This window comes from Aquabacterium sp. (genome assembly GCF_016195855.1).
GTDB lineage: Bacteria > Pseudomonadota > Gammaproteobacteria > Burkholderiales > Burkholderiaceae_C > Aquabacterium.
Genome location: NZ_JACPYU010000016.1, coordinates 490,308 through 513,536, shown reverse-complemented (window position 1 = coordinate 513,536; position 23,229 = coordinate 490,308). Strand labels below are relative to the sequence as shown.

Genomic DNA, 23,229 nt, shown 5'->3' with positions numbered 1-23,229 from the left:
AAATCAATATGTTTGAACGCATCATCCGGTTTGCCATCGAGCAGCGTTGGCTGGTCATCCTGGCTGTGTTGGGCATGGCCGCATTGGGGGGCTTCAGCTACCAGAAGCTGCCCATTGACGCCGTGCCGGACATCACCAATGTCCAGGTCCAGATCAACACGCAGGCTCCGGGGTATTCGCCTCTGGAGGCTGAGCAACGCGTGACCTATCCGATTGAGACCGTGATGGCGGGCCTGCCGGGTCTGGAGGAGACCCGCTCGCTGTCGCGCTATGGCCTGTCGCAGATCACCGTGATCTTCAAGGACGGCACGGACATCTACTTTGCACGCCAACTGGTCAACGAGCGCATCCAGGGTGCCAAGGAGCGCTTGCCACAAGGCATCGCGCCAGAAATGGGGCCGATTTCGACGGGCCTGGGCGAAATCTACATGTGGACGGTGGAGACCAAGGAAGGTGCCAAGAAGGCCGATGGCACACCGTACACGCCAACCGATTTGCGCGAGATCCAGGACTGGATCATCAAACCGCAATTGCGCAACGTGGCGGGTGTGACCGAAATCAACGCCATCGGTGGCTACGCGAAGCAATATCAGGTGGCCCCCTGGCCCGACAAGTTGATCGCGCACGGCCTGACCATGGCCGACGTGGTCCAGGCGCTGGAGCGCAACAACACCAATGTGGGCGCGGGCTACATCGAGCGCCGGGGTGAGCAGTACCTGATCCGGGCGCCTGGCCAGGTCCGGGGCGTGGCGGACATCGGCAACATCGTCGTGAAACAAGCCGACAGCGTGCCCATCCGCATCCGCGATGTGGCCGATGTGGGGTTGGGTGAGGAGTTGCGCACGGGGGCGGCCACGGACAACGGCCGCGAGGTCGTGCTGGGCACCGTCTTCATGCTGATTGGTGAGAACAGTCGCACGGTCTCTCTGGCCGTGGACAAGCGGATGGCCGAGATCAACAAGACCTTGCCCAGCGGCGTTCACGCGGTCACGGTCTACAACCGCACCGACCTGGTGGACAAGGCCATTGCGACGGTCAAGAAGAACCTCTTTGAAGGGGCGGTTCTGGTGATTGCCATCTTGTTCTTGTTCCTTGGCAACCTGCGCGCAGCGCTCATCACGGCCTTGGTGATCCCGCTGTCGATGCTGTTCACCTTCAGTGGCATGGTCAGTCAGAAAGTCAGCGCCAACCTGATGAGCCTGGGGGCCTTGGATTTCGGGATCATCGTGGACGGCGCCGTCGTGATCGTGGAGAACTGCGTGCGCCGCCTGGCCCATGCGCAGGCCCACCATGGTAGGACACTCACGCTCAAGGAGCGCTTTCATGAAGTGTTTCTGGCCGCGCAAGAAGCTCGCAGGCCACTGCTGTTTGGGCAGTTGATCATCATGATCGTCTACCTGCCCATCTTTGCGCTGTCGGGTGTGGAGGGGCGCATGTTCCACCCGATGGCTTTCACGGTGGTGATGGCCCTGTTGGGGGCGATGATCTTGTCGGTCACGTTCATCCCAGCGGCGGTGGCACTGTTCATTGGCGACAAGGTGGCCGAGAAGGAGAACGCCCTGATGCAAGGCGCCAAGCGCCTGTATGCGCCTTTGCTCGCAAAGGCCCTGGCGGCCAAGCCGGTGGTGCTGACCTTGGCGGTGGTCATGATTGCCTTGTCGGGGGTGGTTGCCTCGCGCATGGGCAGTGAGTTCGTACCCAGTCTGAACGAGGGTGACTTCTCGGTACAGGCCTTGCGTATTCCAGGCACCAGCCTGACGCAGTCTGTGGCCATGCAGCGCCAGCTCGAAACCCACCTGAAGGCCAAATTTCCCGAGATTGAGCGTGTGTTTGCGCGCACGGGCACGGCAGAGGTGGCTACCGATCCGATGCCGCAAAACATCTCGGATGGCTACGTCATGCTCAAGCCCACGGAGCAATGGCCACAACCGCGTAAGACGCGCGATGAGCTGATTGCCGCTGTTCAAGAGGAAGTGGCCAAGCTGCCCGGGCAGAACTACGAGTTCTCGCAGCCGATTCAGATGCGCTTCAACGAATTGATCTCAGGGGTGCGCAGTGACGTGGCCGTCAAGCTGTTTGGCGATGACATGGAGGTGCTCAACACCACGGCCAATCAGCTCGCTCAGGCCTTGCAACAGGTGCCCGGTGCGTCAGAGGTCAAAGTGGAGCAGACCACGGGGCTGCCCATGCTCACCGTGGACATCGACCGCGAGAAGGCGTCTCGTTACGGCCTGAACGTGGGAGACGTGCAAGAGACCTTGGCCATCGCCTTCGGTGGGCAAGAAGCAGGCACCTTGTTTGAAGGCGACCGTCGTTTTGGCATCGTTGTGCGCCTGCCTGAAGGTGTGCGCACCGATCTGGATGCGATCAAGCGCCTGCCCATTCCCTTGCCAGCTAAAGACATACAGGCCGGTGGGGCTCGTTTCATCCCATTGTCCGAGGTGGCGGCCATCGACTTCGCGCCAGGCCCCAACCAGGTCAGCCGCGAGAACGGCAAGCGCCGCATTGTCATCAGCGCCAATGTGCGAGGTCGTGACATCGGCTCGTTTGTCGGCGACGCGCAAAGCGCCTTGCAGCAGGTCAAGATCCCGCCGGGTTACTGGACCGTCTGGGGCGGTCAGTTCGAGAACCTGCAGTCTGCCCGCCAGCGCCTGATGGTGGTGGTGCCAGTGTCCTTGTTGCTGGTCTTCACCTTGCTGTTCGCAATGTTCCGCGACATCAAGGACGGCTTGCTGGTGTTCACGGGCATTCCCTTTGCGCTGACGGGTGGCGTGCTGGCACTGTGGGCGCGGGGCATCCCGTTGTCCATCTCTGCTGCGGTGGGCTTCATCGCTTTGTCTGGCGTTGCTGTGCTCAATGGGCTGGTGATGATCTCGTTCATCCGCAGCCTGCGAGACAATGGATACGGCCTTGATTCGGCCATTGAGGAAGGGGCATTGACTCGCTTGAGGCCCGTCCTGATGACCGCGCTGGTGGCATCCCTTGGTTTCATCCCCATGGCCATTGCCACTGGCACAGGCGCTGAGGTGCAGCGACCGCTGGCCACGGTGGTGATCGGAGGAATCTTGTCTTCGACCATCTTAACTTTGCTCATGCTGCCAGTGCTCTACCGCTTGGCGCATGGTGGCGATGAGGACGAGCCCGAAGGCGGCCCAGAGGTGCGCCCAGGAATTGGGGCACCTCTGGCAGGCGAGTTGAAGACGTAAATGCGCATTTGCATTTAACCGACTCACCTTCTGTGATCAAGGAGAGAGCCATGACCAAGATATTGACCTGTGCTTTGGCCGGTGCATCGTTGCTGATGACGGCCTGCGCCTCCACCGAAAACGACCCATACAGTTTCAACAATGGGGGGCGTCACGCCAAGGTATTGGAGGTCGGCGTGACACGAACTGCGGAACGGGTGGTCAGAAAAGACTGCCGCGAGGAACTGGCGCCAGATCCACTTCACGCTCGCTATGCGGTGGTTTCCTACAGCTTCGGAGGTCGCTCAACATTGCGCGCCAAGCAGATCGTTGCCGTGCCGAGTGACTTGGTTCTGACGGTTGGAGATCAGGTTGATATCAACATTGTCGATTGCAGCCAGCCTGTTAGATTGCACAACGCTGCTCAGTCGAGCGATGAGGATGCGTTCACCGCGAACAGGCAGGCCGTGCTCGACCAAATCGTCGCCCCTTACTCAACTGGAGTTGCGCGTTGAGGGCTGCTGCAACATTGTTCGTGGTAAGCGTCGTCCTGATTACCGGGTGCGCGAACATGCCAGGCAATAGCGCCAGTGAAGCCAAAGAGCGCTGCCATCGGCGAGGCGTGGTGAAAACATGCGTTCCCATTTCGCCACTTTCTTCGGCCCAGATCGCTGAAGTGCGTCAGCTTCGGGGCACTTCCAAGGTAAACAGTCGCATCGTCATCATCAGGAATGACTGGTTTGATGTGCATGGTCATGCCGCAGTGGACCTGGACGGGAGTCCACTGGTGGACACCATTCCTTTCTCGACCATGGCGGTTGATATTGATCCCGGTGAGCATGTGCTTCAAGCTGGCCCAAAGACAAGTGCAGGGCTGCCATTGCGTCTGTTCAGCAAGCCTGGTGAGGTGGCTGTGGTGCGCTTGCGGCGCTCGTTCAGCAGGCAAGACTTTTTGGGCTTTGCACTGGAGCAGATTGACTCCCATGAAGGTTTGCGGCTTGTTCAAGAGTGTTCGGTTATAGCCTTCCTTGATCGTCGAGTTGGAAGTTCCAAGTGAACCAAGACAGCCTGAACCACACCGCACAGCGCCACATGGACGAGTATGAGGAGTTCAAGCTCGCGTCGTCTGGCGGACGTGTGCCGCCTTGAGGCAAAGCAAAGTGCTCGACATGAATTTAGATGAGAATTACAATCATTCGCATTTATGTTGTTGGGGGATTTCTATGCTTTGTCGTGCATCCTGTTCTTGGCTGCAGGCGCTGCTGCTGGTAGCGTTTGCAGTCGTCGGTGGGGCCGCACACGCTGCAGACGCTACTGAGACCAAGGCCAAGCAAGTCTGGCAGCTTCTGGACTACGTGGCCGTCGATTACGGCGGTGCGGTGAACAACGGCGCAGTGCTGAAGGCTTCGGAATATGCGGAGATGCAAGAGTTCGCGGCTTTGGCCGAACGTCAGTTGGACGAGTTGCCAAGCCATTCCAACAAGGGCCGTTTGCAACAGCAGGCGGCAGAGCTACGTCGAGCGGTAGCGAGCAAAGTCGATTCAGCCTCCGTGGCGCAACTGGCGCATGCGCTGTCCAGTGCTGTACAGGCGGCATATCCATTTCCGGTCGCTCCCACCGCCTTGCCGGACTTGGCTCGGGGTGCGCAGATATTCCAGGGGCAGTGCGTGGCATGTCATGGACAGCAGGGACATGGCGATGGCCCATTGGCTGCGTCGCTGAGCCCCAAACCGACCGCGCTGGCCGAACACCTGCGGGCGCGGGAGCGCAGCTTGTTCGCATTGCATCAAATCATTACCACCGGCGTCCCGGGTACTGCGATGCAAAGCTTTGCTGCACTCTCGGACGAAGATCGTTGGGCGCTGGCGTTCTTTGTTGGTACGTTGCCCTATAAGCAGAGCGACAAAACCGAAGGGGCGAAGCTCTGGCACGCCAATGTCCAAACCCGTCAAGCGATTGCCAATCTGGACTCTTTGACGCAAACATCTGAGCATGTATTGGCAGATAGGTTGGATGAACCCACAGCTAGAGCGCTAACCGCCTATCTACGCGCTAACCCAACTGCGTTGGAAGCAAACCAGAAAGGTACGGCAATAGCCAAGACCAAGCTCGGAGAGAGCGTGATTGCATTGCAAAGCGGGAATCGCGCGGCTGCGGCCAAGTTGGCTTTATCCGCCTACCTTGATGGTTTCGAGCCTGTCGAACCTGCGCTTGCCACCCGCAATCGCCAGTTGTTTGAAAAGATCGAAGCCGCGATGGTGTCTTATCGAGCGTTGGTGGCAAACGGCACTCCGACCGAAGTGCAGGCTGCGCATCAACGGTTGCAGGGCATGCTCGATGAAGCAGATAAGGTACTCGCTCCCTCGGAGAACGATGCTGTCGCGGCTTTTATTGGGGCTCTGACTATTTTGCTCAGAGAGGGCTTGGAAGCTTTGCTTGTGGTGGTTGCCATGCTGGCCTTTCTCAAAAAGGCTGAGCGCAGCGATGTCGTGGTTTATGTGCATGCAGGATGGGTGGCCGCACTAGCGGCGGGTGGCATCACTTGGGGTGTCGCGACCTATCTGGTCGGCGTCAGTGGCGCCAGTCGGGAGTTGACCGAAGGTCTTTCTTCATTGTTTGCGGCTGTTGTTTTGCTCGGCGTCGGGATGTGGATGCACAACAAAAGCGTCGCTGGTCGCTGGCAGATTTACCTCAAGGAAAAACTGTCGTCGGCACTCAACAAGCGTACAGCGTGGTTCTTGTTCTCGTTGGCATTCGTCGCGGTGTACCGCGAGGTGTTCGAGACGGTGCTGTTTTACACAGCCCTTTGGTCAGAGGGAAATGGATGGCCGCTGCTTGCCGGTTTGGGGTCAGGCATGGCGCTTTTGGCATTGCTGGCTTGGGTGCTGCTGCGCACCAGTGCTCGGTTGCCGATTGGTCAGTTTTTTGCGGTGAGTTCCACACTGGTAGCCGCGCTCTCGGTGATTTTGGCCGGCAAGGGCATTGCAGGGCTGCAAGAGGCTGGGCTGGTACATGTCAATTCGATGGCAATTCCTCGGATCGACTTGCTTGGCATCTATCCATCGTGGCAAACGGTGCTGGCCCAGCTTGCTGTTTTGCTCGTTGTCGTGGTGGCGTTCGCTATCAATTTTCGTTCGGCAAGGCAGCCGACCATGCGGCAAAACTGATTCAAAGTGCCTCCCAAGCTCTCACATTCACGACCCCTATTCGCTCAAATGTGGTTAATCGTTGACTTTCTATGAAAGGTACCCTTGGTATGAAATATCTTATTGGCATGATTGCTACAGCGCTTGCACTCGGGGGCTGCGCGGGCTGGAAACCAATTCCTGTTGAGGCTGAAGGCCGTTTGCGCGCACAGGTCTTGGATATTGTGGATAGCAAGGATTTCGTAGGTCCGGTTGCAAAAGACTGCCGCCAGTACGGTGATCGGAATTCTGGTCAATTCGCACTTGTTGTTGTGGAGGAACTGACGGGGGTGCCAAAGACAAGAAACAAGTGGATCGTGCCCATTAAGCAGGGGCAGACATTGAAAGTCGGCAATTTGGTCTATGTCAGCGGCTGCCTCGACGCTCTCTTGGTCGAATAATTCTTGCTACTACGGTGGTGATGGGTGGGGTCTTGTCGTCATCGAAGCTGACAACGCTTAACAACTCGGCCTCTCAGCGTGTCAGTGAATGCATGAACCGTTGATCTAGGCGCTCCCAAGGGCTCGCAATAACGACCCTGGCCTTTTTCATAACCATTTGGGGAGCGCAAGAAGCGGTGTTGGGGGGCAAAGACGGGCGGCGACGATTGATTACCTAAGGAGTTTGCCTTTCAATGCTTTGGTCCTGCGCTCACGGCAGCAGCGCCACGCCGCATTGCCCCCAAAGTCCTCGCAAATACGCCTTGAAAACCGCCAGTTTGGCGCAGTCCGACGCGTCTTTGGTCTAGGGGCAGGCACCTTGAGTGCCTGCCTGATCTCTGCTCAGAGGTGGGCCGGAGCAAGAATTGTTAACTGAGGCTTCATTTGGTTTCAGGAGCCGCTGGCGGGGTGCTCTGCCAGCGTTGATGCCACAACATGTGATCCATCATCATTTGTTGCATGGGCATGTATCGGTCCATCATGTATTGGCGCTGCTTCATCTGTTCAGGCGTGAGCCCGGAGTAATAGCCTCGCATGTGGTCCCAGCCCATCATGTTGCCACCCATCATCATGTGGCCGCCACCCATCATGCCCATGCCCCCACCCATCATGCCGGCGCCACCAAAACAGCCATTGGGGCCCCACATGCCATCCATGGTGCTCATGGCCGCTTGCATCGAGTTCCAGTGGTCCTGGAGCAGCCGTTGGCGCTCTTGAGGATCTTGGGTTTGCCGGATTTTGTCCATCTGCGCTTGCATCTGCTGCATGTGCGTCTGGATTTGGCTCATTTGCTTGTCAAACTCAGCGGGGTTTGGTGGTGTGACTTTTGGGGCCACAGCGGCCTTGTCCGCGCTTTTGTCGGTAGCTTTAGCGGGCTGCGCCAGAATGGGTGAAGACAATGTCAAAGCGGCCAGAGAGATCAACGAAATGGCCGGGATGGAAGGTTTCATGATTTGTCGCTCCAATGACAGAGGGCTATGGACGAGGAACCAACTATTTGCACCAACAACACGCTTCGTACACCTTACTGCATTTTCTGGCTCAGACAAAGACTCGCCCGGGATGCTCTGATCCAGGTCATTTTTGTGGCTGAAGTGCGATGATGGTCATGCCCAGCAGGGCCACGCCTGCTCCGATGAGGTCCCATCTTGACGGGGTGATGCCATCCACCAGCCACAGCCAAGCCAAGGCGACTGCGATGTAGACCCCGCCGTAAGCCGCATAGGTTCGCCCAGCTGCGCTGGGATGCAGGGTCAACAGCCACGCGAACAAGGCCAGAGATGCCGTCGCCGGGACCAGCAACCACATGGGCTTGCCCTGCTTCAGGACCAGCCAAGGTAGATAACAGCCCAGGATCTCAGCCACAGCCGTGAGGACGAACAGCAAGATGGTTTGCAGCATGGCATCGGAGTAGTTTTGGGTGATTGGGTTTCCCGGCATTTGTGGCGTGCCGCGGCAGCTAAGGTGCGCCGCATGTGCCGATCTGCCTGCCCGGCGGTTTTGAGTCGACCGGCAGGGCAGGCACACGCTCACGAGGTCACTTTACAGCGCTCACCATGTAGCCTTGCCCCACGGGCGTGATCTCGAACTGGATCTCTTTGCCAACAGACAGCTTGCTGAAGAGAGCCTTGTCGTGGACCAGAAAGGCCATGGTCATGGCGGGCCAGTTCAGCGTATTGACGGGGGCATGCGCGATGGTCACTTTGCCGCCTTTGAGATCGATCGCTTTGACGACGCCGTGGGCCGTGTGCGTGGCTTTGGGAGCAGTGGACGTCTGGGCAGGCATGTCCATGCCCTTCATCCCTTTCATGTCATCGCCCTGTGCCATGGCCAATGTGGCGGCGGGAATCAGGCTGATGGCGACCAGAGATTGCAGTGTGTTCTTGATCATGAGGTTCTTTCAATGGTTGGTATGCGATGGGTGAGTTTGGTCAGCAGCACCATGATCTGGTTGGCGAGATCTGCTGGCGCCGCTGACGGAGTGGCTTAACGAGAGAGGCGACTAGGCGCGACATACACCGTGATGGGTTGTGCGGCAAAGTCCGAGGGCGCGATGTCACTCAGGCTGAAGGGCTTGAGGGCGTGCGCGGGGGCTTGCCAGGTGAATGTCCTGGTATTGCCGTTGACCTGGCTGACGAACTGAACGACTTCCAATCGCTTGACGTTGACCCACTGTGTTTGCGGGGTGATGTCAATGGTTCGGTCCGCCTGTGCCGACGTGGGTTTGTGCGTCATGTCCATCGCGTGAGAGAAGGACGGGCGACGCACTTCGGCTTGTGCAGGGGCCAACGCTACGGTGGCAATCGCGATGGTCGCGGCAATCAGGTATTGGGTGGTTTTCATGATGTGTTCCTCAGAGGATGTGGATGGTGTTTTCGATGAAAGCGAGGCTCGCCAGCCTGCTTTCAATTGAGCCACCTGCAAAACGCGATTCGCATGGGCGTGATTGCATGCGCAAAGTTCACTCTGGGTTGAACAAAGCCATCAACGGGCCGCTGCCAATGGGCATACCAGGCCGACGAAGGCAAGACAGCTTTGGTTTTCTGTGCCGCTGACAGGGTCGTTGGTCCAGGCGCTGAGCGGCACATGACGCAGTCATTGCCATCGGCCATGCCGGGCATGGGCTCGCGCATCCCTTCTGACAAGAACAGGCCTTGGGTTTTGGCCAGGTCTTGTGCCTTGGGGGATGGCGACAGGCTGGGAAGGCCATTCAATCCCGACCACAACATGCCGCCGACGAACAGGACGCATGCCGCTGAACCCAAGACCTTGGTGATGCGATGCGCGATGTTCATGATTGCGCCTCTCTGGGCTCTGCCGTGATGGGCCTTGGCTTGCTGCGTCGGCGAATCAAAAGGTAAGCAGCCGGGATCACAAACATCGACAGCAGCGGTGCGGTGACCATGCCCCCGACCATGGGCGCCGCGATGCGCTGCATGACCTCCGAGCCTGTGCCCGCACCCCACATGATCGGCAGCAAGCCAGCCAGGATCACAGCTACGGTCATCGCCTTGGGCCGCACGCGCAGCACAGCGCCGTCGCGGATGGCATCGAGCAGGTCATCGACACTGACCTGGCCCTTGTCGATGCGCTCGCCCCAGGCTTGCTTGAGGTACAGCAGCATGATCACGCCGAACTCCGCCGATACCCCCGCCAACGCGATGAAGCCCACAGCCCCCGCTACCGACAGGTTGTAGCCCAGCAGGTAGAGCAGCCAGATGCCGCCGACCAAAGCAAAGGGTAAGGTCGCCATGATCAGCAAGGCCTCGTCAAAGGCCCCGAAGGTCAAGTACAGCAGCACGAAGATGATCAGCAGCGTGAAGGGCACCACGACCTTGAGCTTGGCTGTCGCCCGCTCCAGAAACTCGAACTGGCCTGACCAGGATACCGAGTAGCCCGGCGGCAAGGTGACCTTGGCTGCAACAGCCTTTTGCATGTCCTGCACCGCCGAGCGCAAATCCCGCCCTCGGATATCCACATACACCCAGCCAGACAGGCGGGCGTTCTCGCTGCGCAGCATGGGTGGGCCATCGGTCACGCGGATGTCAGCCACATCGGACAAGACCAGGCGCTGGCCACGTTCGTTGACGATGGGCAAGGTGCGCAGTTTTTCCAGCGAATCACGTGTTTCGCGTGGGTAGCGCAGGTTGATCGGGAAGCGCTGCAAGCCTTCCACCGTCTCGCCAATGTTCTCGCCACCCACCGCCGACGCGATGACCGACTGCACATCGGCGATGTTCATGCCAAAGCGTGCGGCGGCATCGCGGCGGATGTTGACATCCACATAGCGCCCACCCGTCAGGCGCTCGGCCAAGGCGCTGCTGACGCCAGGCACATCTTTGAGTGCACGCTCAATCTCGCCTGTGAGCCGGTCGATGGTGGCCAGGTCGGTGCCTGCCACCTTGACGCCCACGGGGCTCTTGATGCCGGTGGCCAGCATGTCGATGCGGTTGCGGATCGGCGGCACCCAGATGTTGGCCAGGCCGGGCACCTTGACGATGCGGTCCAGCTCATCGACCAGCTTGTCTTGCGTCATGCCGGGCCGCCATTGGTCCTTGGGCTTGAACTGGATGGTGGTCTCGAACATCTCCATGGGCGCCGGGTCGGTGGCGGTTTCGGCGCGCCCCGCCTTGCCATACACGCTGGCCACCTCGGGCACCGTCTTGATCAGGCGGTCGGTCTGCTGGAGCAACTCGCCCGCCTTGCCAGCGGACAAGCCGGGCAAGGCCGATGGCATGTAGAGCAGATCGCCTTCATCCAACCGAGGCATGAACTCGCCGCCGATGTGCTGCAAGGGCCACAGGCTGAGCACGAGCAGCACGGTGGCCACGATCAGCGTGAGCTTGGGGCTGCGCAAGACGGCGTTGAGCAATGGCCTGTAGATGGCAATCAGAAAGCGGTTGAGCGGGTTGCTTTTCTCATCTGGAATCCGGCCACGGATCAGATACCCCATCAGCACAGGGATCAGCGTGACCGACAGGCCTGCGGCAGCGGCCATGGCGTAGGTCTTGGTAAAAGCCAGTGGCGAGAACAGCCGCCCCTCTTGGGCCTCCAGCGTGAACACTGGCACAAAGGACAAGGTGATGATCAACAGCGAGAAGAACAAAGCCGGTCCGACCTCGGCAGCCGAGTCACCAATGACCTTCCAGCGCTCTGGTCCTTCCAAAGTCTGATCAGGATGCGCATGTGCCCAATGCTCCAGGTGCTTGTGCGCGTTCTCGATCATCACCACGGCCGCGTCCACCATGGCGCCGATGGCAATGGCAATGCCGCCCAGGGACATGATGTTGGCGTTCACCCCCTGGTAGTGCATGACGATGAAGGCGGCCAAAATGCCCAGAGGCAGCGAGATGATGGCCACCAAAGCCGAGCGAAGGTGGAACAAGAAGACAAAGCACACCACGGCCACGACAGCGAACTCTTCGAGCAGCTTGTGCGAGAGGTTGTCCACCGCGCGTTCGATCAGGCTGGAGCGGTCGTACACCGGCACGATTTCCACGCCTTTGGGCAGGCTGGCTTGCAGCGTCTTGAGCTTGGCCTTGACGGCGGCGATGGTCTCCAGCGCGTTCTTGCCCGAGCGCATCACGATCACACCGCCTGTGGCCTCGCCTTCGCCATCCAACTCGCCAATGCCCCGGCGCATCTCCGGCCCGATCTGGATGCGGGCCACATCGCCCAGGCGCACCGACACACCCGCATCCGTGGTCATCAAGGGCACTTGCCGGAAATCCTCCAGCGATTGGAGGTAGCCCGAGGCGCGCACCATGTACTCGGCCTCGCCCAACTCCAGCACCGAACCGCCTGCTTCCTGATTGGCCTTCTGGATGGCCTCGACCACTTTGGTGTGCGGGATGTTGTAGGTCGCGAGCTTGTCCGGATCGAGCACGACCTGGTATTGGCGCACCATGCCGCCCACCGAAGCCACTTCCGCCACATTGGGCACGGTCTTGAGTTCGTATTTAAGAAACCAGTCCTGCAAGGCACGCAACTGGCCTGCATCCTGCGTGCCGCCATGGTCCACCAATGCGTACTGGTAGATCCAACCCACGCCCGTGGCATCGGGCCCCAGCGAGGCTTTGGCGCTGGCGGGCAAGCGGGACTGCACCTGGTTCAGGTATTCCAGCACGCGCGAGCGGGCCCAGTACAGGTCGGTGCCGTCCTCGAACAGCACGTAGACATACGAGTCGCCGAAGAAGGAATAGCCGCGCACCGTCTTTGCCCCCGGCACGGACAGCATCGTCGTGGTCAGCGGGTAGGTGATCTGGTTCTCGACGATGCGCGGTGCCTGGCCCGGGTAGGTCGTGCGGATGATGACTTGCACATCAGACAGGTCGGGCAAGGCGTCCAGCGGCGTCCTCGCGACCGAATACACCCCCCATGCACTGAGCATCAACGTGGCCAGCAGCACCAGAAAGCGGTTGGTGATGGACCAACGGATCAGGCGGGCGATCATGGCTTGCTCCCTGTTTTGCTCATGTCCATCTCCATGCCTCTGGCTGGTGCCATGGGTGACAGACCCGTCAGTTGCGGCATGCCATCGGTATCCATGTAGAACTCAAAGCTCACTGGGTCGCCTGCCTTCAGGTTGCGAGGCAACCCGCCCTTGAGCGGCACCTTGAAATCCATCGTCATGGCACCCCACTTGAGCGAGGCAATGGGGCCATGCGACAGCGTGATGGCATCGCTGCCGATGGCTTCGACCTTGCCTTGTCCTTCATGCCTTGGCCCTGTGTTGGCTGTGGCAGGTGGCGAGGCGCTGTTCAGGCGTACCTCTACGCCCTTGAGGCTGGCTTCCGAGTCAATCAGGAACTGCGAGGACACCACCACGCGCTGCCCCAGATCCAGGCCGCGCTTGACCTCGGTTTGCCCATTGCTCTCGATGCCTGCCTCGATTTCGACCGGACGGAATCGCCCTTTGTCTTCGGCCAGCATCACCACGGTGCGTTTGCCCGTCTGGATGACGGCCTCGGTGGGGATCAACAAGGCCTTCTCGGCACGCATGTCCATGAACTGCATGCTCACGCTCATGCCCGGCACCAGGCGGGCGCCGGGGTTGTTCAACTGCACCCGTGCCTTGAGGGTGCGCGTGCCGGGGTTGACCTCGGGCACCAGGGCCTGCACCGTGCCCTCGAAGGTGGTGCCGGGCACTGCCGGGCTGCGGGCCTGCACCTTGGTGCCTGGGCGGAGTTGCGCAACCTGGCTCTCTGGCACTTCGGCGTTGGCCCAGACCGTGGACATGCCGTTGATGCGCAACAAGGTGGCCCCGGGCATCACGGACATGCCTTCACGCACCATCAACTCGCTGAGCACGCCGCTGATGGGCGCCGCCAAGGTGATGCGTGCCTGGGTCTGCCCGGTTCGCTCCACGTTTTTGATCTGTGCATCGCTCATGCCTGCCAAACGCATGCGCTGGCGGGCACCATCGACCAGGCTGCCCATGTCTGCACCCTGCATACGGCGAACAGACAAGAACTCTTCTTGCGCGGCCACCCAGTCGGGCACATAGAGATCGGCCAGGGGCTGACCTTGTTTGACCGCATCCAGCGTGGCGCGCACATGCAGCCGTTCCACAAACCCGGTTGCCCGCGCTTGCATGACAACCTGGTCGCGCTCGTTGTAGGCGATGCTGCCCACGGCAGAGACCTGGGGCGAGAGCACCCCCTCGGTGACCTCTGCGGTGCGCACGCCCAGGTTCTGCTGGATGCGTGGGCTGACGGTGACCTTGCCCTGATCGCCATCGCTGTCGGCATAAACGGGCACCAGCATCATGTCCATGAAGGGTGACTTGGCAGGCTTGTCGAACTTGTTGCCCGGCACCATGGGGTCGTGGTAGTACAAGACCTTCTTGCCGGTGACCGGGTCCATGTCGCCCGCCTTGAGGCCGTTGGCGATGTGGCGCCTGGTTGCGTCTTCGCCTTCGGCCACGCTTTGCGGCAGGGCTTGAGTGGTGCTGGCTTCGGTGCTTGGCTGGGCGGGGTGCTGCTCAGAAGCTGCATTCATGTCCATGCCTTTTTGCATGCCCAGTGCGTACAAGCCATACGCAGCGGCGCTCAGGGCGGTGGCGGCGATCAGTGCGATCACCAGGTTTTTGAGTTTCATGTGCGTCTCCATTGCAGTGGTCAAGGACGGGGCATGGCCACGTCGTGCTCCACCGGGATCAGGTAATTGAGTTGGGCCCAGATGCGGGCGGTGTCCATGTCGAGCCGCAGCCGGTCCATTTGGGTGTCCAGTTCCATGCGCCGCGCGTCCAGCACGGAGGACAGCGTGCCGCTGCCGCCTCGGTAGGCTGTCAAGGCAGCATGTGTTCGATCGGCTGCCAGCGGAATCAAGGCGCTGTCGTAGCGGCGCATGCGATCACGGCCGCTTTGCCAGGTTTGCAGCATCGTCGTGACTTCGGCGAGGTGCTCCCGCGTTGCCTCTTCTCGCTGGGCACGCATCTGTTCCACGGTGGCCAGCTTGGCAGCCAGATCCCGGTCCTGGCGGTTTTTCTGATCCCATTGCAAGGGGACCGAGACATTGACTGAGGCCATCTTCGAATACCCAGGTCCACGTTGGCTGAGCATCAACTCGACACCCCAGTCGGATTGCTTGTTGGCTCGGGCCAGGTCTGCATCGGCCTGGGCCATCTCTTCCTGCCTGACCATGACGGTGATGTCGGGATGTGTGGCCAGAACGCTTTCCAGATCGGCCTGATGCAGGTGAACATGGCTGGTGTCGGGTGCTTCACCCAGGGGCGTGTCGGCTGCACGGCCTGTCCAGCGACTCAGTGCGGTTTGGGCTGTGTTGACTTCACGCGCAGCCAGGTCGATGCGGTCATCCATCTGGGCGAGTGCCGCGCGTGCGGAGACCACATCGGTTCGCGATCCCCGTCCACCCCGATAGGCGGCCTCTGCTGCATCGACTTGCAGGCGGATGTCATCGCGCTGGGCCTTGACCAAAGCCAGCATGCGCCCTTGGTAGTAGAGATCCAACCAAGCGATGGCCGTGTCGCGTTGCAGTTGCGACAGGGCCAAGGCGCGGCTGGCTTCGCTGGCCTGGGCCTCCCGCTCGAATCGCCTGGACCGTGCCAGGCGTTTGTCTTCCCGGGTGAACTCCTGCATGAGGCCCACCGAGCGCATGGTCATGAAATCGCGGGTGACACTGAAGCGATCAGACCCATTGATGGGCAGGTTGTTGATGCCCAGTTTGAGGATGGGGTCGGGCTGCTGAGTGGCTGAGACGGCCATGTCGCGCGCAGCCGATGTGGCGTGATCTTGGGCCACCAGTTGCTGCGAGCGTGCTTGAGACAGGCTGAGTGCCTGTTCAAACGCCAGGACACCCTGGGCATGGGCCTGGAAGGTAGCAAGGCTGAGGGCCACCACAATGGCGACACGCTGCAAGCGCATGCGAGTGGGCAGGTCGAGGACGACCCATTGCATGCCCCTGCGGGGCAGCAGCGAAAAATGGGGAAACATGACACCTCCGAATGAAGCCAATGGCGTTGGCGCGTGCAGGGCGAGCGCGGCAGAACGCCAGGCGTCTGCATTGGCCAGCAACCTCCACGACCAGGCGCTGAAGCGGCCATCAGGCCTTCAGCACCGCGTCGCTCAGCGTGTCAAATTCGGAAGCAGCAGTGCAATATGGACAGCGGCGGTGGCACCGCATGAAGGCGGCTGTCCGCAGTCGGCGCCAGACCATCAGGCCCGGACGCATCCACCGTCAGGGCGACGGTGTACAGCGCGATCAACAGCGCCGCAGGCACCGTGGGCACCTGGGTGTGATCGCTTTGCTGGGTGGGGTGGCAATGCTCTGCGCACAAGCTGGGGTTGGCTTGGTCCAGGTACCTACCCATTCCCTCGCCCATTTCTTCGCCAATTTGCCCGCCCATCTGATCGCAATCGACCATGGCGTCCATCGTGGTCATGGCTTCGACGGGAGCATTGCCGAAGGCCATGTTGCCGGGGCAGGCATAGGCCGCCACGCTCATCTGCGCGAGCAGGATCACGCCGACCATCAGTCGACAAATCCAATGCTTGAACGCGCGGGGCATGGTCATGCGGCCACCTGCTCTGCAGGTCGGGTGCCGTGATCGACCAGGGCCGCGATGATGGGGCAGTGATCGCCTTTGGCCGACTTCTGGCAACAAGTGACCAAGCCTTCAAGGGCAACGGCCATGGCCTCCAGTTGAGTGGCTCGCTGGCGGATGTCCAGCACACGTTGCTGGGTGATCTCGCGCACGCGCACCTGATCGGTCTCGGCGCTCAAGGACACCAACGAGGCCACATCGTCGAGGGAGAAGCCCAACTCTTGCGCACGCTTGATGAAGCGCAGGCGCCGCACGTCGCCCTCGTCATACTGCCGAAAGCCATTGCCTTCACGGGCAGGCTCACGCAACAACCCACGCCGCTGGTAAAAGCGCACCGCTTCTACGCCGACACCTGCTGTGTCGGCGAGCTTGCGAACGGTGAAGGCGTGGGTGGGCATGTGAAGCGGATTTGCCTAAAGTCTGTACTATTAAACGTAGTTTAGGTGAGTCAGTCTCCGTTCGTCAAGTCAACTTTCGGCGCTGCCTTGGCAGAGAGGTGATGGCATCAGTCACACGCCAGCACATCGATGATGGGGCAGTTGGTCCCATTCTTGCCTTCATCACACTGCTGTACCAATCCCCCTAGTGCCTGCCGCATGGCCGCCAAGTCAGCCATCTTCTGATCGATCAGACCCAGTTTGCGAACGGCCAGCGCCCGGGTCTCACCGCAGGCGCACGCGGCATCCAGGGTCAGCAGTGCGCCTACCTCGTCCAGCGTGAAACCAAGCGCCTGTGCCCGCTTGATGAAGCGCAGGCGCTTGGCCTGCTCGGGCGCATAGCGCCTATGCCCACCTGCCGGCTTGGGTGGCTCGTCCAGCAGGCCACGCCGCTGATAGTAGCGAATCGTCTCGATGTTCACCCCGGCAGCATCAGCAAGCTTGCCAATGGTCAGTTCTGTTGCCACATCAGCCCCTTGACTCCGTACTTAGGTACGGCATTTAGAGTAACACTTGGGCAAACAAGTTCATGGACAGAGACATGACACAACTCACTGAAAAAGGCTCGTTGATCGCGGGTGTACTGGCCGCCATTGGTGCGTCGGCGTGCTGTGTCGGGCCGCTTGTTCTGCTGGCACTTGGCATCGGTGGTTCATGGGTTGGCAGCCTGACCTTGTTGGAGCCGTACCGACCCGTTTTCATCGGCCTGACACTGTTGTTTCTTGGGCTGTCTTTCCGAAAACTCTATCTGGTGCCACAGGTCTGCACGCACGGCGCGCTATGCGCTGATCCGCGTGCACGCCAAAGGCAGCGCCTGACGTTCTGGATCATCACCATGCTGCTTCTTGGTCTGTTGGCCACGCCGTGGCTTGTCCTGTTGTTCTACTGAAAGGAGATTTCCATGCGTAAGCTGCTGATTGTCCTGCTAGTCGCCGCGCCCCTCGTGGTGCTGGCTGCCGCCCCAAAAGCCGTCACGCTGGCCGTGCAGAACATGACCTGCGAGATGTGTCCGATCACGATCAAGAAGTCGCTGGAAAAGGTGCCTGGCGTGAGTGAGGTCAAAGTCGATTTCGGCAAGAAGACGGCGACTGTTACCTATGACGCCGATAAAGCTCAGCTGGGGGCGCTGACAGCGGCCACAACGGATGCAGGCTATCCGTCCACCGTACAGAAGTGATGCCAAGATGAGCGCCGTCATCCTCGAATCCGTGCTGACCTGCCCGCACTGCGGCCACACTCAGAAGGAAGCCATGCCCACGGACGCCTGCCAGTTCTACTACGAGTGCTTGGCCTGCCATACGCTTCTGCGTCCCAAGCCGGGCGATTGCTGCGTGTTCTGTTCGTTCGGATCGGTGCCATGCCCGCCCATTCAGCAGGAGCGCGGGTGTTGCGGGCGTGCCTGAACTTGGCTGCCAAGCTTCGGTGGCTCTGACCAAAGCTGCCTTAGAGCCTAAGGCATTGCATGTCCATCGGTTGCTCAGGTCCTTGAAGGCGTGAGATCCGGGAAGTACTTCGGGGATTGCCCATGTGTCAGCCGTTGCGTTAACGCACGGATCTGATCTGTGAGGGCTGAGGCGTGAATCTGTACTGCCGAGACTTCTTCGCTTAATCGCGCTTTGCTTTGCCGGGCATTTTCAATGGGTTGACGCAGCATGAAGTCGCGAGAGCATGAACCATCGCATGTTCATGAAGGAGCGCCACCATGGTCAAAACCACTGTCACCGTCCAGGGCGGTTCGGCGGCCCTGCCGACCCTGCTCGGGCAAGGCCCCGCCCGCATCCCCACAGGCGGAAAGATCCGCGCAGGCATCAAGGTGCTCACCCGCAAGGCGGCGGAGCAGCCCCAGGCTCAAAGCCTCTACGACGAGGGCGTTGAAGCCGGCCAGTCCTTCGACCAGATCGAGCGCGCCATCGTGGGTGCGCTCCCGCATCTCAAGTCACCGCTGATCCCGCGCAACGTGCCCTGGTTTACCGTGCGGGCACAAGACTTCCCCAATCCCGAGACACCGAAGCAGATCCTGCAAGCCTATGGCGAGGACCGTGGTGAAGGCCTTCACCTCTATCGCTTCCCCATCGTCTTTCCGGCTGACCAGTGGCAGACCGTGATGCCGCATGAACTCGCGGCCTGGGGGGCGCAGGACAAGCGCTACTGGTCGCAGTATTCGGCTGATGGCCGTGTGCGCCACTGCATGTGCCATGCACCTGTGCCCATGGACAACACGGGCCGGCGCTCTATCCGCATCTTCGGTGGGCGCAAGACGGTTCTGCGCGAAGACAACGGCGGCATTTGCGAGCCCGAGTCCTGCGCTGACTACCAGCAGCGGCGCTGCAACCTGACCGGGCGGTTCCTGTTCTTCATCCCGGGTATCCGCTCCATCAGTGCGTTCGAGTTGCCTACAAACAGCTTCTACGCGATGAACGCGGCCATCCAGAAGTTCGAAACCATCGGCTTTCTGCGTGGCGGTCGTATCTCTGGCTTTCTGGATCGGCAACGCACCCCGTTTTACCTGACCAAGCGCTTGATGGAGGTTGCCCACATCGACGAGACGGGCCTGCCCACCCGTGTGCCGCAATGGATCATCGAATTGGAAGCGCCTGTGGATGTGACCGCCTTGTTGCGTGACAGGGAGGACGAAGACACGGCCATTGTTCAAGCGCAACTGGCCACTCAGGTCCTGGATGGGGCCCCAACGTGGGAGGGTGCTGGTGCCGATGTGGATGCCGATGTGGATGCCGTTGTGGCGTCGGTGATCGCTGAGGCACCCAAGGACGCCCCGGTGCACGACGGGGATCTCACCTTGGAACACCTCCTGGCGCGTGCCCAAGCCTATGGCATTGCTGCGGACCAATACCAGGCCTACGCCGACCGACGGTGGGGCCGAGGGTGGCGGCTTAACCCGCATGGTCGTCGCCGTGCTTGGGATGAACTGGATCGCTATCGCAACGACCCGCAGGGCTACCTCGACAAGATCGAGAGCGAACTGCACCGGGTGACATGAAGGAGATACGGCATGGTTCGCATTGCTCATTTTTCTGACCTTCACTACGGCCCCAAGAACCTGATCGAGGCCGACCGCTGTTTCGGGGCAGCCATCGACATGGCCATGGCCTCAGGTGTGCAGGCTGCAGTGCTGTCTGGGGATTCAACCGATCACGCCCTGGACCTGCATTCGCCCGCTGCCGAACGCCTGGTGGCGCAGGTGCGTCGCCTGGCTGACCATTGTCCGGTGCTGATGCTGCAAGGCACGTTCTCTCATGAGCCACCGGGCACCCTGTCCATCTTCAAATCCTTGGGCGGGCGTTACCCTGTCCATGTGGTCGACCAGATTGGACAAGTGGCGCTCATGCCGAACGGCTGCTGGCAGGTTTCTTCAAGCTGGCGTTTCGATGTGCTGCCAGATGGGCTCATGGCCCTGTTCAGTTGCGTGCCCACGGTCAACAAGGCTGCTGTGGCGGCGACGGTGGGGGCGGGGGCTGCTGCCGAGGCAGTGGGCGAGCACCTGGCCGTCTTGCTGGCCGGGTTTGCCGAGAGCCACCGACGCGCACAGACCTTGGCGGTGCCGTCCATCGGCGTATCGCATGGCACCGTCTTTGGCTGCATGAGCGAGCACGGCGTTCCCATGGCCGGATTCGACCACGAGTTCACCACGGGCGCATTGTTTGCTGCCGAGGCCCAGGCTTTCATGCTGGGGCACATCCACCGACATCAGGCATGGGACTGTGAGGCGCGGCATGGGCAGCAGCGCATCGCCTATGCGGGCTCCATCGGGCGCTTCCACTATGGGGAGGATGGCGACAAGGGCTGGCTGCTGTGGGAGGTGGATACCTCGTCAGCGGTCTGCACGCTGCAGCCGACACCTGCTCGGCGAACGGTTGACATTGTGTTTGACGGCAAGCCAGACCTCGACACCTTGCGGGATGCGGTGGCGCAACAGGACGTTGCCGGGGCGTTCGTGCGTGTCCGGTGGACGGTGGCGGACGAAGATCGCCATGAGGTCAATCGCCAGGCCATTCAGGAGGCGTTGGGTGCGGCAGCTGAAGTCAAGTTAGAAGGGCGCATCGTGCCGGTTGTGCGGACCAGAGCGGCGGGCATTTCGCAGTTGGACAGTTTGGAACAGAAAGTCACGGCTTGGGCGCAGGCAACGGGTGTTCAGCATGCGGGGCTGCTGAGATGCCTTGGTGAATTGGTGTGTTCACAGCCCGATGAAATCGCTGGCAGAATTTTGGAAGCGAAATGCCTAAGTTGCGGTGATGGTGGCATCAAGGGCGTATGAGCCGCGAATGGTGTCTAGCGATGACGTTCTGCTGTGTCGATCTACCGTTCCGCAGTCATACACGTGCAGGGTGGATGAGGGGTGCCATCGACCAACGCGGATCTGCCATGAGCAGTCGTTGTGCCCACGCACCTGAGCGGCAGGCCAAGGCTGCTTGCAGTCGCATGAGTTTCGACACTGAACGTCGGCGCCAACTTAAAGCTGACGTTGATGGTTTCCACTGGCGTAAGTCAGGTCCGCGCTGTAACCGGTCGGAGGCAGATCGTTCCCAAGCGCAGGGACTACGTTGAAGCAAACAGACGCCATCCGGCACTTCAACGTGAGTACCTGGCTCTGCCGATGAGCGGTCAGCACGAACTTGCGCTGTGCTGACCTTCGTCTTCCTTAGTCGGCAACGCCTGGCAGAGCCCGAGTGCCTTCAATTCGCACGGCCTGAAGTTTGTCAACAGGCAATCCAAGGAGCTTGAGGATGGTTGGCGCGACGCGTGTGGTTTCCACCGGTGCATTGACTTCTGCGGCATGGATACCCTTGCCATATACGACCAGCCCCACATGGCGGTCTTCAGCGGCGTCGCCACCATGCTCGGCAATCTTGGACAACTTGGCCCCACCGTAGACACTGCCTTGTTTGGCAATGCCAATGAGATCTGGCACGCGGTCGTCATGAGTATTCACGCCAATGAACTCCGCAGCTTCATGGCCGATCAAAATCTTCTTCAAGCCTGCGTTGGTGAAGCTCTTGGCGAGCTTATTACCCTGGGCATCCGAGCCGATGCCGGTGCCGGCGTAACGGGCCAGGAAGTCTCCCGCGAATTGAGCTGCCGCTTCCGATCGATCATTGAGCCACAACAGCACACCGTCATCGTCCATCGCGTGAGCGACCAGCGGGGTCGCAGCGGCGCCTGACTTGCTGGCCCATGCCGCGTTGAGAGCATCAATCATCGCGCCATCGTTGATGATGGTCAGCTCTTCGCGGGCCTGAGGTGATTGGCCGTGCTTGGCTGTGACGATAAATACGGTCTTGTTCAAGTCCGCAGCATTGAGCAACTGGCCGATTTGCTGGTCAACAAACGTGAGGGCGCCTTCCAGAACAGGGCCAGGTACCGTCTTGCCGTTGGCGTCGATCACATACCCTGCCAAACCACCGGCAATCACAGTGGACGTTTTGTTGTCCAGATAGCTCGACACATTGAGTTTTTGTGCAGTTGATACCGACTGGAAGTTCAAGCCGAACAAAGCAGGCGTGCCTGGTTTGCCATTACCGGCATGGTCATGCCCTTGGATCCAGTTCAGAACAGCTTTGACCTTGAGGCTATCGTAGCGCTGAGTATTGAGGTTGTCCTTGGTGAAGTCGGCGCCTGCGCCGCCAGGCAAGCTGGGGTCGGTGACCGAGCCGTTGATCTCGGGAGTGAAGAGGTCGTCAATGCCAACCCCCGATGGACCGTTGAGGATGTCATAAGCAGCGTGTTTGTCAGACCAGGCGGTGTGCAAACCGTTGGCATGCAGCACTTCAAACACCGTATTGACCTTGATGTACTGGTGCGGGAAGACAGGCGAGCAGGTCTTGGGATCAACAGGCAGTTGAGCCAGGTCGATCAGGTCCTTGGCTGGATGCGCGCTCAACCGCGAGATCAAATCGAAGTTGTTGTACAGGCCTGGGATGTTCTGTCCAGCATCCAAGCGGTCTGGGTTCTTGTCTACGTTCTCCGCATACTGGACCTCAGCGCCAAGCGCCGCATGAGCACAATCTGTGGTGCCGGCAGGTAGGAGCTTGCGACTGTAGGCATCATCGTAGTAGACACCCGTGGTACGTGGGTTGCCGCCGGTGACCAAACCCACCATGCCCGGAAAGGAGTCAGATGGGAATGGCGTGCGCGCACTCTTGAAGTTCACTCCGTCATGGACCATGCGTGCCAAGGCTGAGTTCGGATGGTTTTTGACGAACCAGTCCAGATCATTCTGGTGCAAGCCGTCAACCGAGATCAGCAGTACGCTGCTGGCGACCGGCTTAAGGGTGTCTGCACTGTGCGCCACGCCGGACAAGGCCACAGTGGCCATCACGGCCAGGGAGAGAGCGGATTTCTTCATGCCTACCTCATGCAAAGTGAAGTCAGCATGCTCGATAAGGCAGATGACAGCCAGAT

The 23,229-nt window shown here is 60.2% G+C and carries 21 protein-coding genes; 10 read left to right on the top strand and 11 right to left on the bottom strand.

Annotated features, from left to right (window positions below; translation table 11 throughout):
- Positions 1–8 precede the first annotated feature (8 nt).
- The 5 genes from HY019_RS15660 (at position 9) to HY019_RS15640 (ending at position 6,771) form a co-directional block, all read left to right on the top strand.
- Positions 9–3,206, top strand: a complete 3,198-nt coding sequence (locus tag HY019_RS15660) for a CusA/CzcA family heavy metal efflux RND transporter (RefSeq protein ID WP_035034030.1) — start codon at positions 9–11, stop codon at positions 3,204–3,206.
- A 50-nt stretch (positions 3,207–3,256) separates the two neighbouring features.
- On the top strand, positions 3,257–3,700 hold the full coding sequence (locus HY019_RS15655) for a hypothetical protein (protein WP_152606317.1): 444 nt from the start codon (positions 3,257–3,259) through the stop codon (positions 3,698–3,700).
- A 56-nt stretch (positions 3,701–3,756) separates the two neighbouring features.
- Positions 3,757–4,242 carry a hypothetical protein gene (locus HY019_RS15650; protein WP_152606318.1) on the top strand — a complete coding sequence of 162 codons (486 nt, stop codon included), beginning with the start codon at positions 3,757–3,759 and terminating at the stop codon, positions 4,240–4,242.
- 166 nt (positions 4,243–4,408) lie between these two features.
- Entirely contained in the window at positions 4,409–6,352 is a 1,944-nt protein-coding gene (locus HY019_RS15645) for a cytochrome c/FTR1 family iron permease (RefSeq protein WP_035034038.1), read from the top strand.
- 71 nt (positions 6,353–6,423) lie between these two features.
- Positions 6,424–6,771 carry a hypothetical protein gene (locus HY019_RS15640; RefSeq protein WP_290693934.1) on the top strand — a complete coding sequence of 116 codons (348 nt, stop codon included), beginning with the start codon at positions 6,424–6,426 and terminating at the stop codon, positions 6,769–6,771.
- A gap of 419 nt (positions 6,772–7,190) precedes the next feature.
- Here HY019_RS15640 and HY019_RS15635 read toward each other — a convergent pair whose 3' ends face one another.
- The 10 genes from HY019_RS15635 to merR form a co-directional block, all read right to left on the bottom strand.
- Positions 7,191–7,760: a hypothetical protein gene (locus HY019_RS15635; protein WP_290694251.1), complete on the bottom strand. Its 570-nt coding sequence runs from the start codon at positions 7,758–7,760 to the stop codon at positions 7,191–7,193.
- Between the two features lie 127 nt (positions 7,761–7,887).
- Positions 7,888–8,211, bottom strand: a complete 324-nt coding sequence (locus tag HY019_RS15630) for a YnfA family protein (RefSeq protein ID WP_035034044.1) — start codon at positions 8,209–8,211, stop codon at positions 7,888–7,890.
- A gap of 136 nt (positions 8,212–8,347) precedes the next feature.
- Positions 8,348–8,701: a copper-binding protein gene (locus HY019_RS15625; RefSeq protein WP_290693931.1), complete on the bottom strand. Its 354-nt coding sequence runs from the start codon at positions 8,699–8,701 to the stop codon at positions 8,348–8,350.
- 95 nt (positions 8,702–8,796) lie between these two features.
- Positions 8,797–9,153, bottom strand: a complete 357-nt coding sequence (locus tag HY019_RS15620) for a CzcE family metal-binding protein (RefSeq protein WP_290693928.1) — start codon at positions 9,151–9,153, stop codon at positions 8,797–8,799.
- Between the two features lie 448 nt (positions 9,154–9,601).
- Complete coding sequence (locus tag HY019_RS15615; RefSeq protein WP_290693926.1) at positions 9,602–12,763, bottom strand: efflux RND transporter permease subunit; 3,162 nt, start codon at positions 12,761–12,763, stop codon at positions 9,602–9,604.
- Entirely contained in the window at positions 12,760–14,409 is a 1,650-nt protein-coding gene (locus HY019_RS15610) for an efflux RND transporter periplasmic adaptor subunit (RefSeq protein ID WP_290693923.1), read from the bottom strand. The genes HY019_RS15615 and HY019_RS15610 overlap by 4 nt, the downstream gene beginning before the upstream one ends.
- A gap of 20 nt (positions 14,410–14,429) precedes the next feature.
- Positions 14,430–15,764, bottom strand: coding sequence for a TolC family protein (locus HY019_RS15605; RefSeq protein WP_290693920.1), 1,335 nt, complete (start codon positions 15,762–15,764; stop codon positions 14,430–14,432).
- A 140-nt stretch (positions 15,765–15,904) separates the two neighbouring features.
- Positions 15,905–16,345: a hypothetical protein gene (locus HY019_RS15600; protein ID WP_290693917.1), complete on the bottom strand. Its 441-nt coding sequence runs from the start codon at positions 16,343–16,345 to the stop codon at positions 15,905–15,907.
- Positions 16,342–16,773: a MerR family transcriptional regulator gene (locus tag HY019_RS15595; RefSeq protein ID WP_290693914.1), complete on the bottom strand. Its 432-nt coding sequence runs from the start codon at positions 16,771–16,773 to the stop codon at positions 16,342–16,344. Before HY019_RS15595 ends, HY019_RS15600 begins: the two co-directional genes overlap by 4 nt.
- Before the next feature lie 107 nt (positions 16,774–16,880).
- Positions 16,881–17,279, bottom strand: a complete 399-nt coding sequence (gene merR / locus HY019_RS15590) for an Hg(II)-responsive transcriptional regulator (protein ID WP_290693911.1) — start codon at positions 17,277–17,279, stop codon at positions 16,881–16,883.
- A gap of 74 nt (positions 17,280–17,353) precedes the next feature.
- On the opposite strand from merR, the gene HY019_RS15585 reads away from it, so the two are divergent.
- The 5 genes from HY019_RS15585 to HY019_RS15565 all read left to right on the top strand — a co-directional run bounded on the left by HY019_RS15585 (position 17,354) and on the right by HY019_RS15565 (position 21,085).
- Positions 17,354–17,701 carry a mercuric transporter MerT family protein gene (locus tag HY019_RS15585; protein ID WP_290693908.1) on the top strand — a complete coding sequence of 116 codons (348 nt, stop codon included), beginning with the start codon at positions 17,354–17,356 and terminating at the stop codon, positions 17,699–17,701.
- Positions 17,702–17,713: 12 nt separating this feature from the next.
- Positions 17,714–17,989, top strand: a complete 276-nt coding sequence (merP, locus tag HY019_RS15580) for a mercury resistance system periplasmic binding protein MerP (protein ID WP_290693905.1) — start codon at positions 17,714–17,716, stop codon at positions 17,987–17,989.
- A 7-nt stretch (positions 17,990–17,996) separates the two neighbouring features.
- On the top strand, positions 17,997–18,215 hold the full coding sequence (locus tag HY019_RS15575; protein ID WP_290693902.1) for a GDCCVxC domain-containing (seleno)protein: 219 nt from the start codon (positions 17,997–17,999) through the stop codon (positions 18,213–18,215).
- Between the two features lie 299 nt (positions 18,216–18,514).
- Positions 18,515–19,810 carry a hypothetical protein gene (locus HY019_RS15570; RefSeq protein WP_290693899.1) on the top strand — a complete coding sequence of 432 codons (1,296 nt, stop codon included), beginning with the start codon at positions 18,515–18,517 and terminating at the stop codon, positions 19,808–19,810.
- A gap of 99 nt (positions 19,811–19,909) precedes the next feature.
- Complete coding sequence (locus HY019_RS15565) at positions 19,910–21,085, top strand: metallophosphatase family protein (RefSeq protein ID WP_290693896.1); 1,176 nt, start codon at positions 19,910–19,912, stop codon at positions 21,083–21,085.
- 384 nt (positions 21,086–21,469) lie between these two features.
- On the opposite strand, the gene HY019_RS15560 is transcribed toward HY019_RS15565, so the two are convergent.
- Positions 21,470–23,173 carry an alkaline phosphatase family protein gene (locus tag HY019_RS15560; protein WP_290693893.1) on the bottom strand — a complete coding sequence of 568 codons (1,704 nt, stop codon included), beginning with the start codon at positions 23,171–23,173 and terminating at the stop codon, positions 21,470–21,472.
- Positions 23,174–23,229 lie beyond the last annotated feature (56 nt).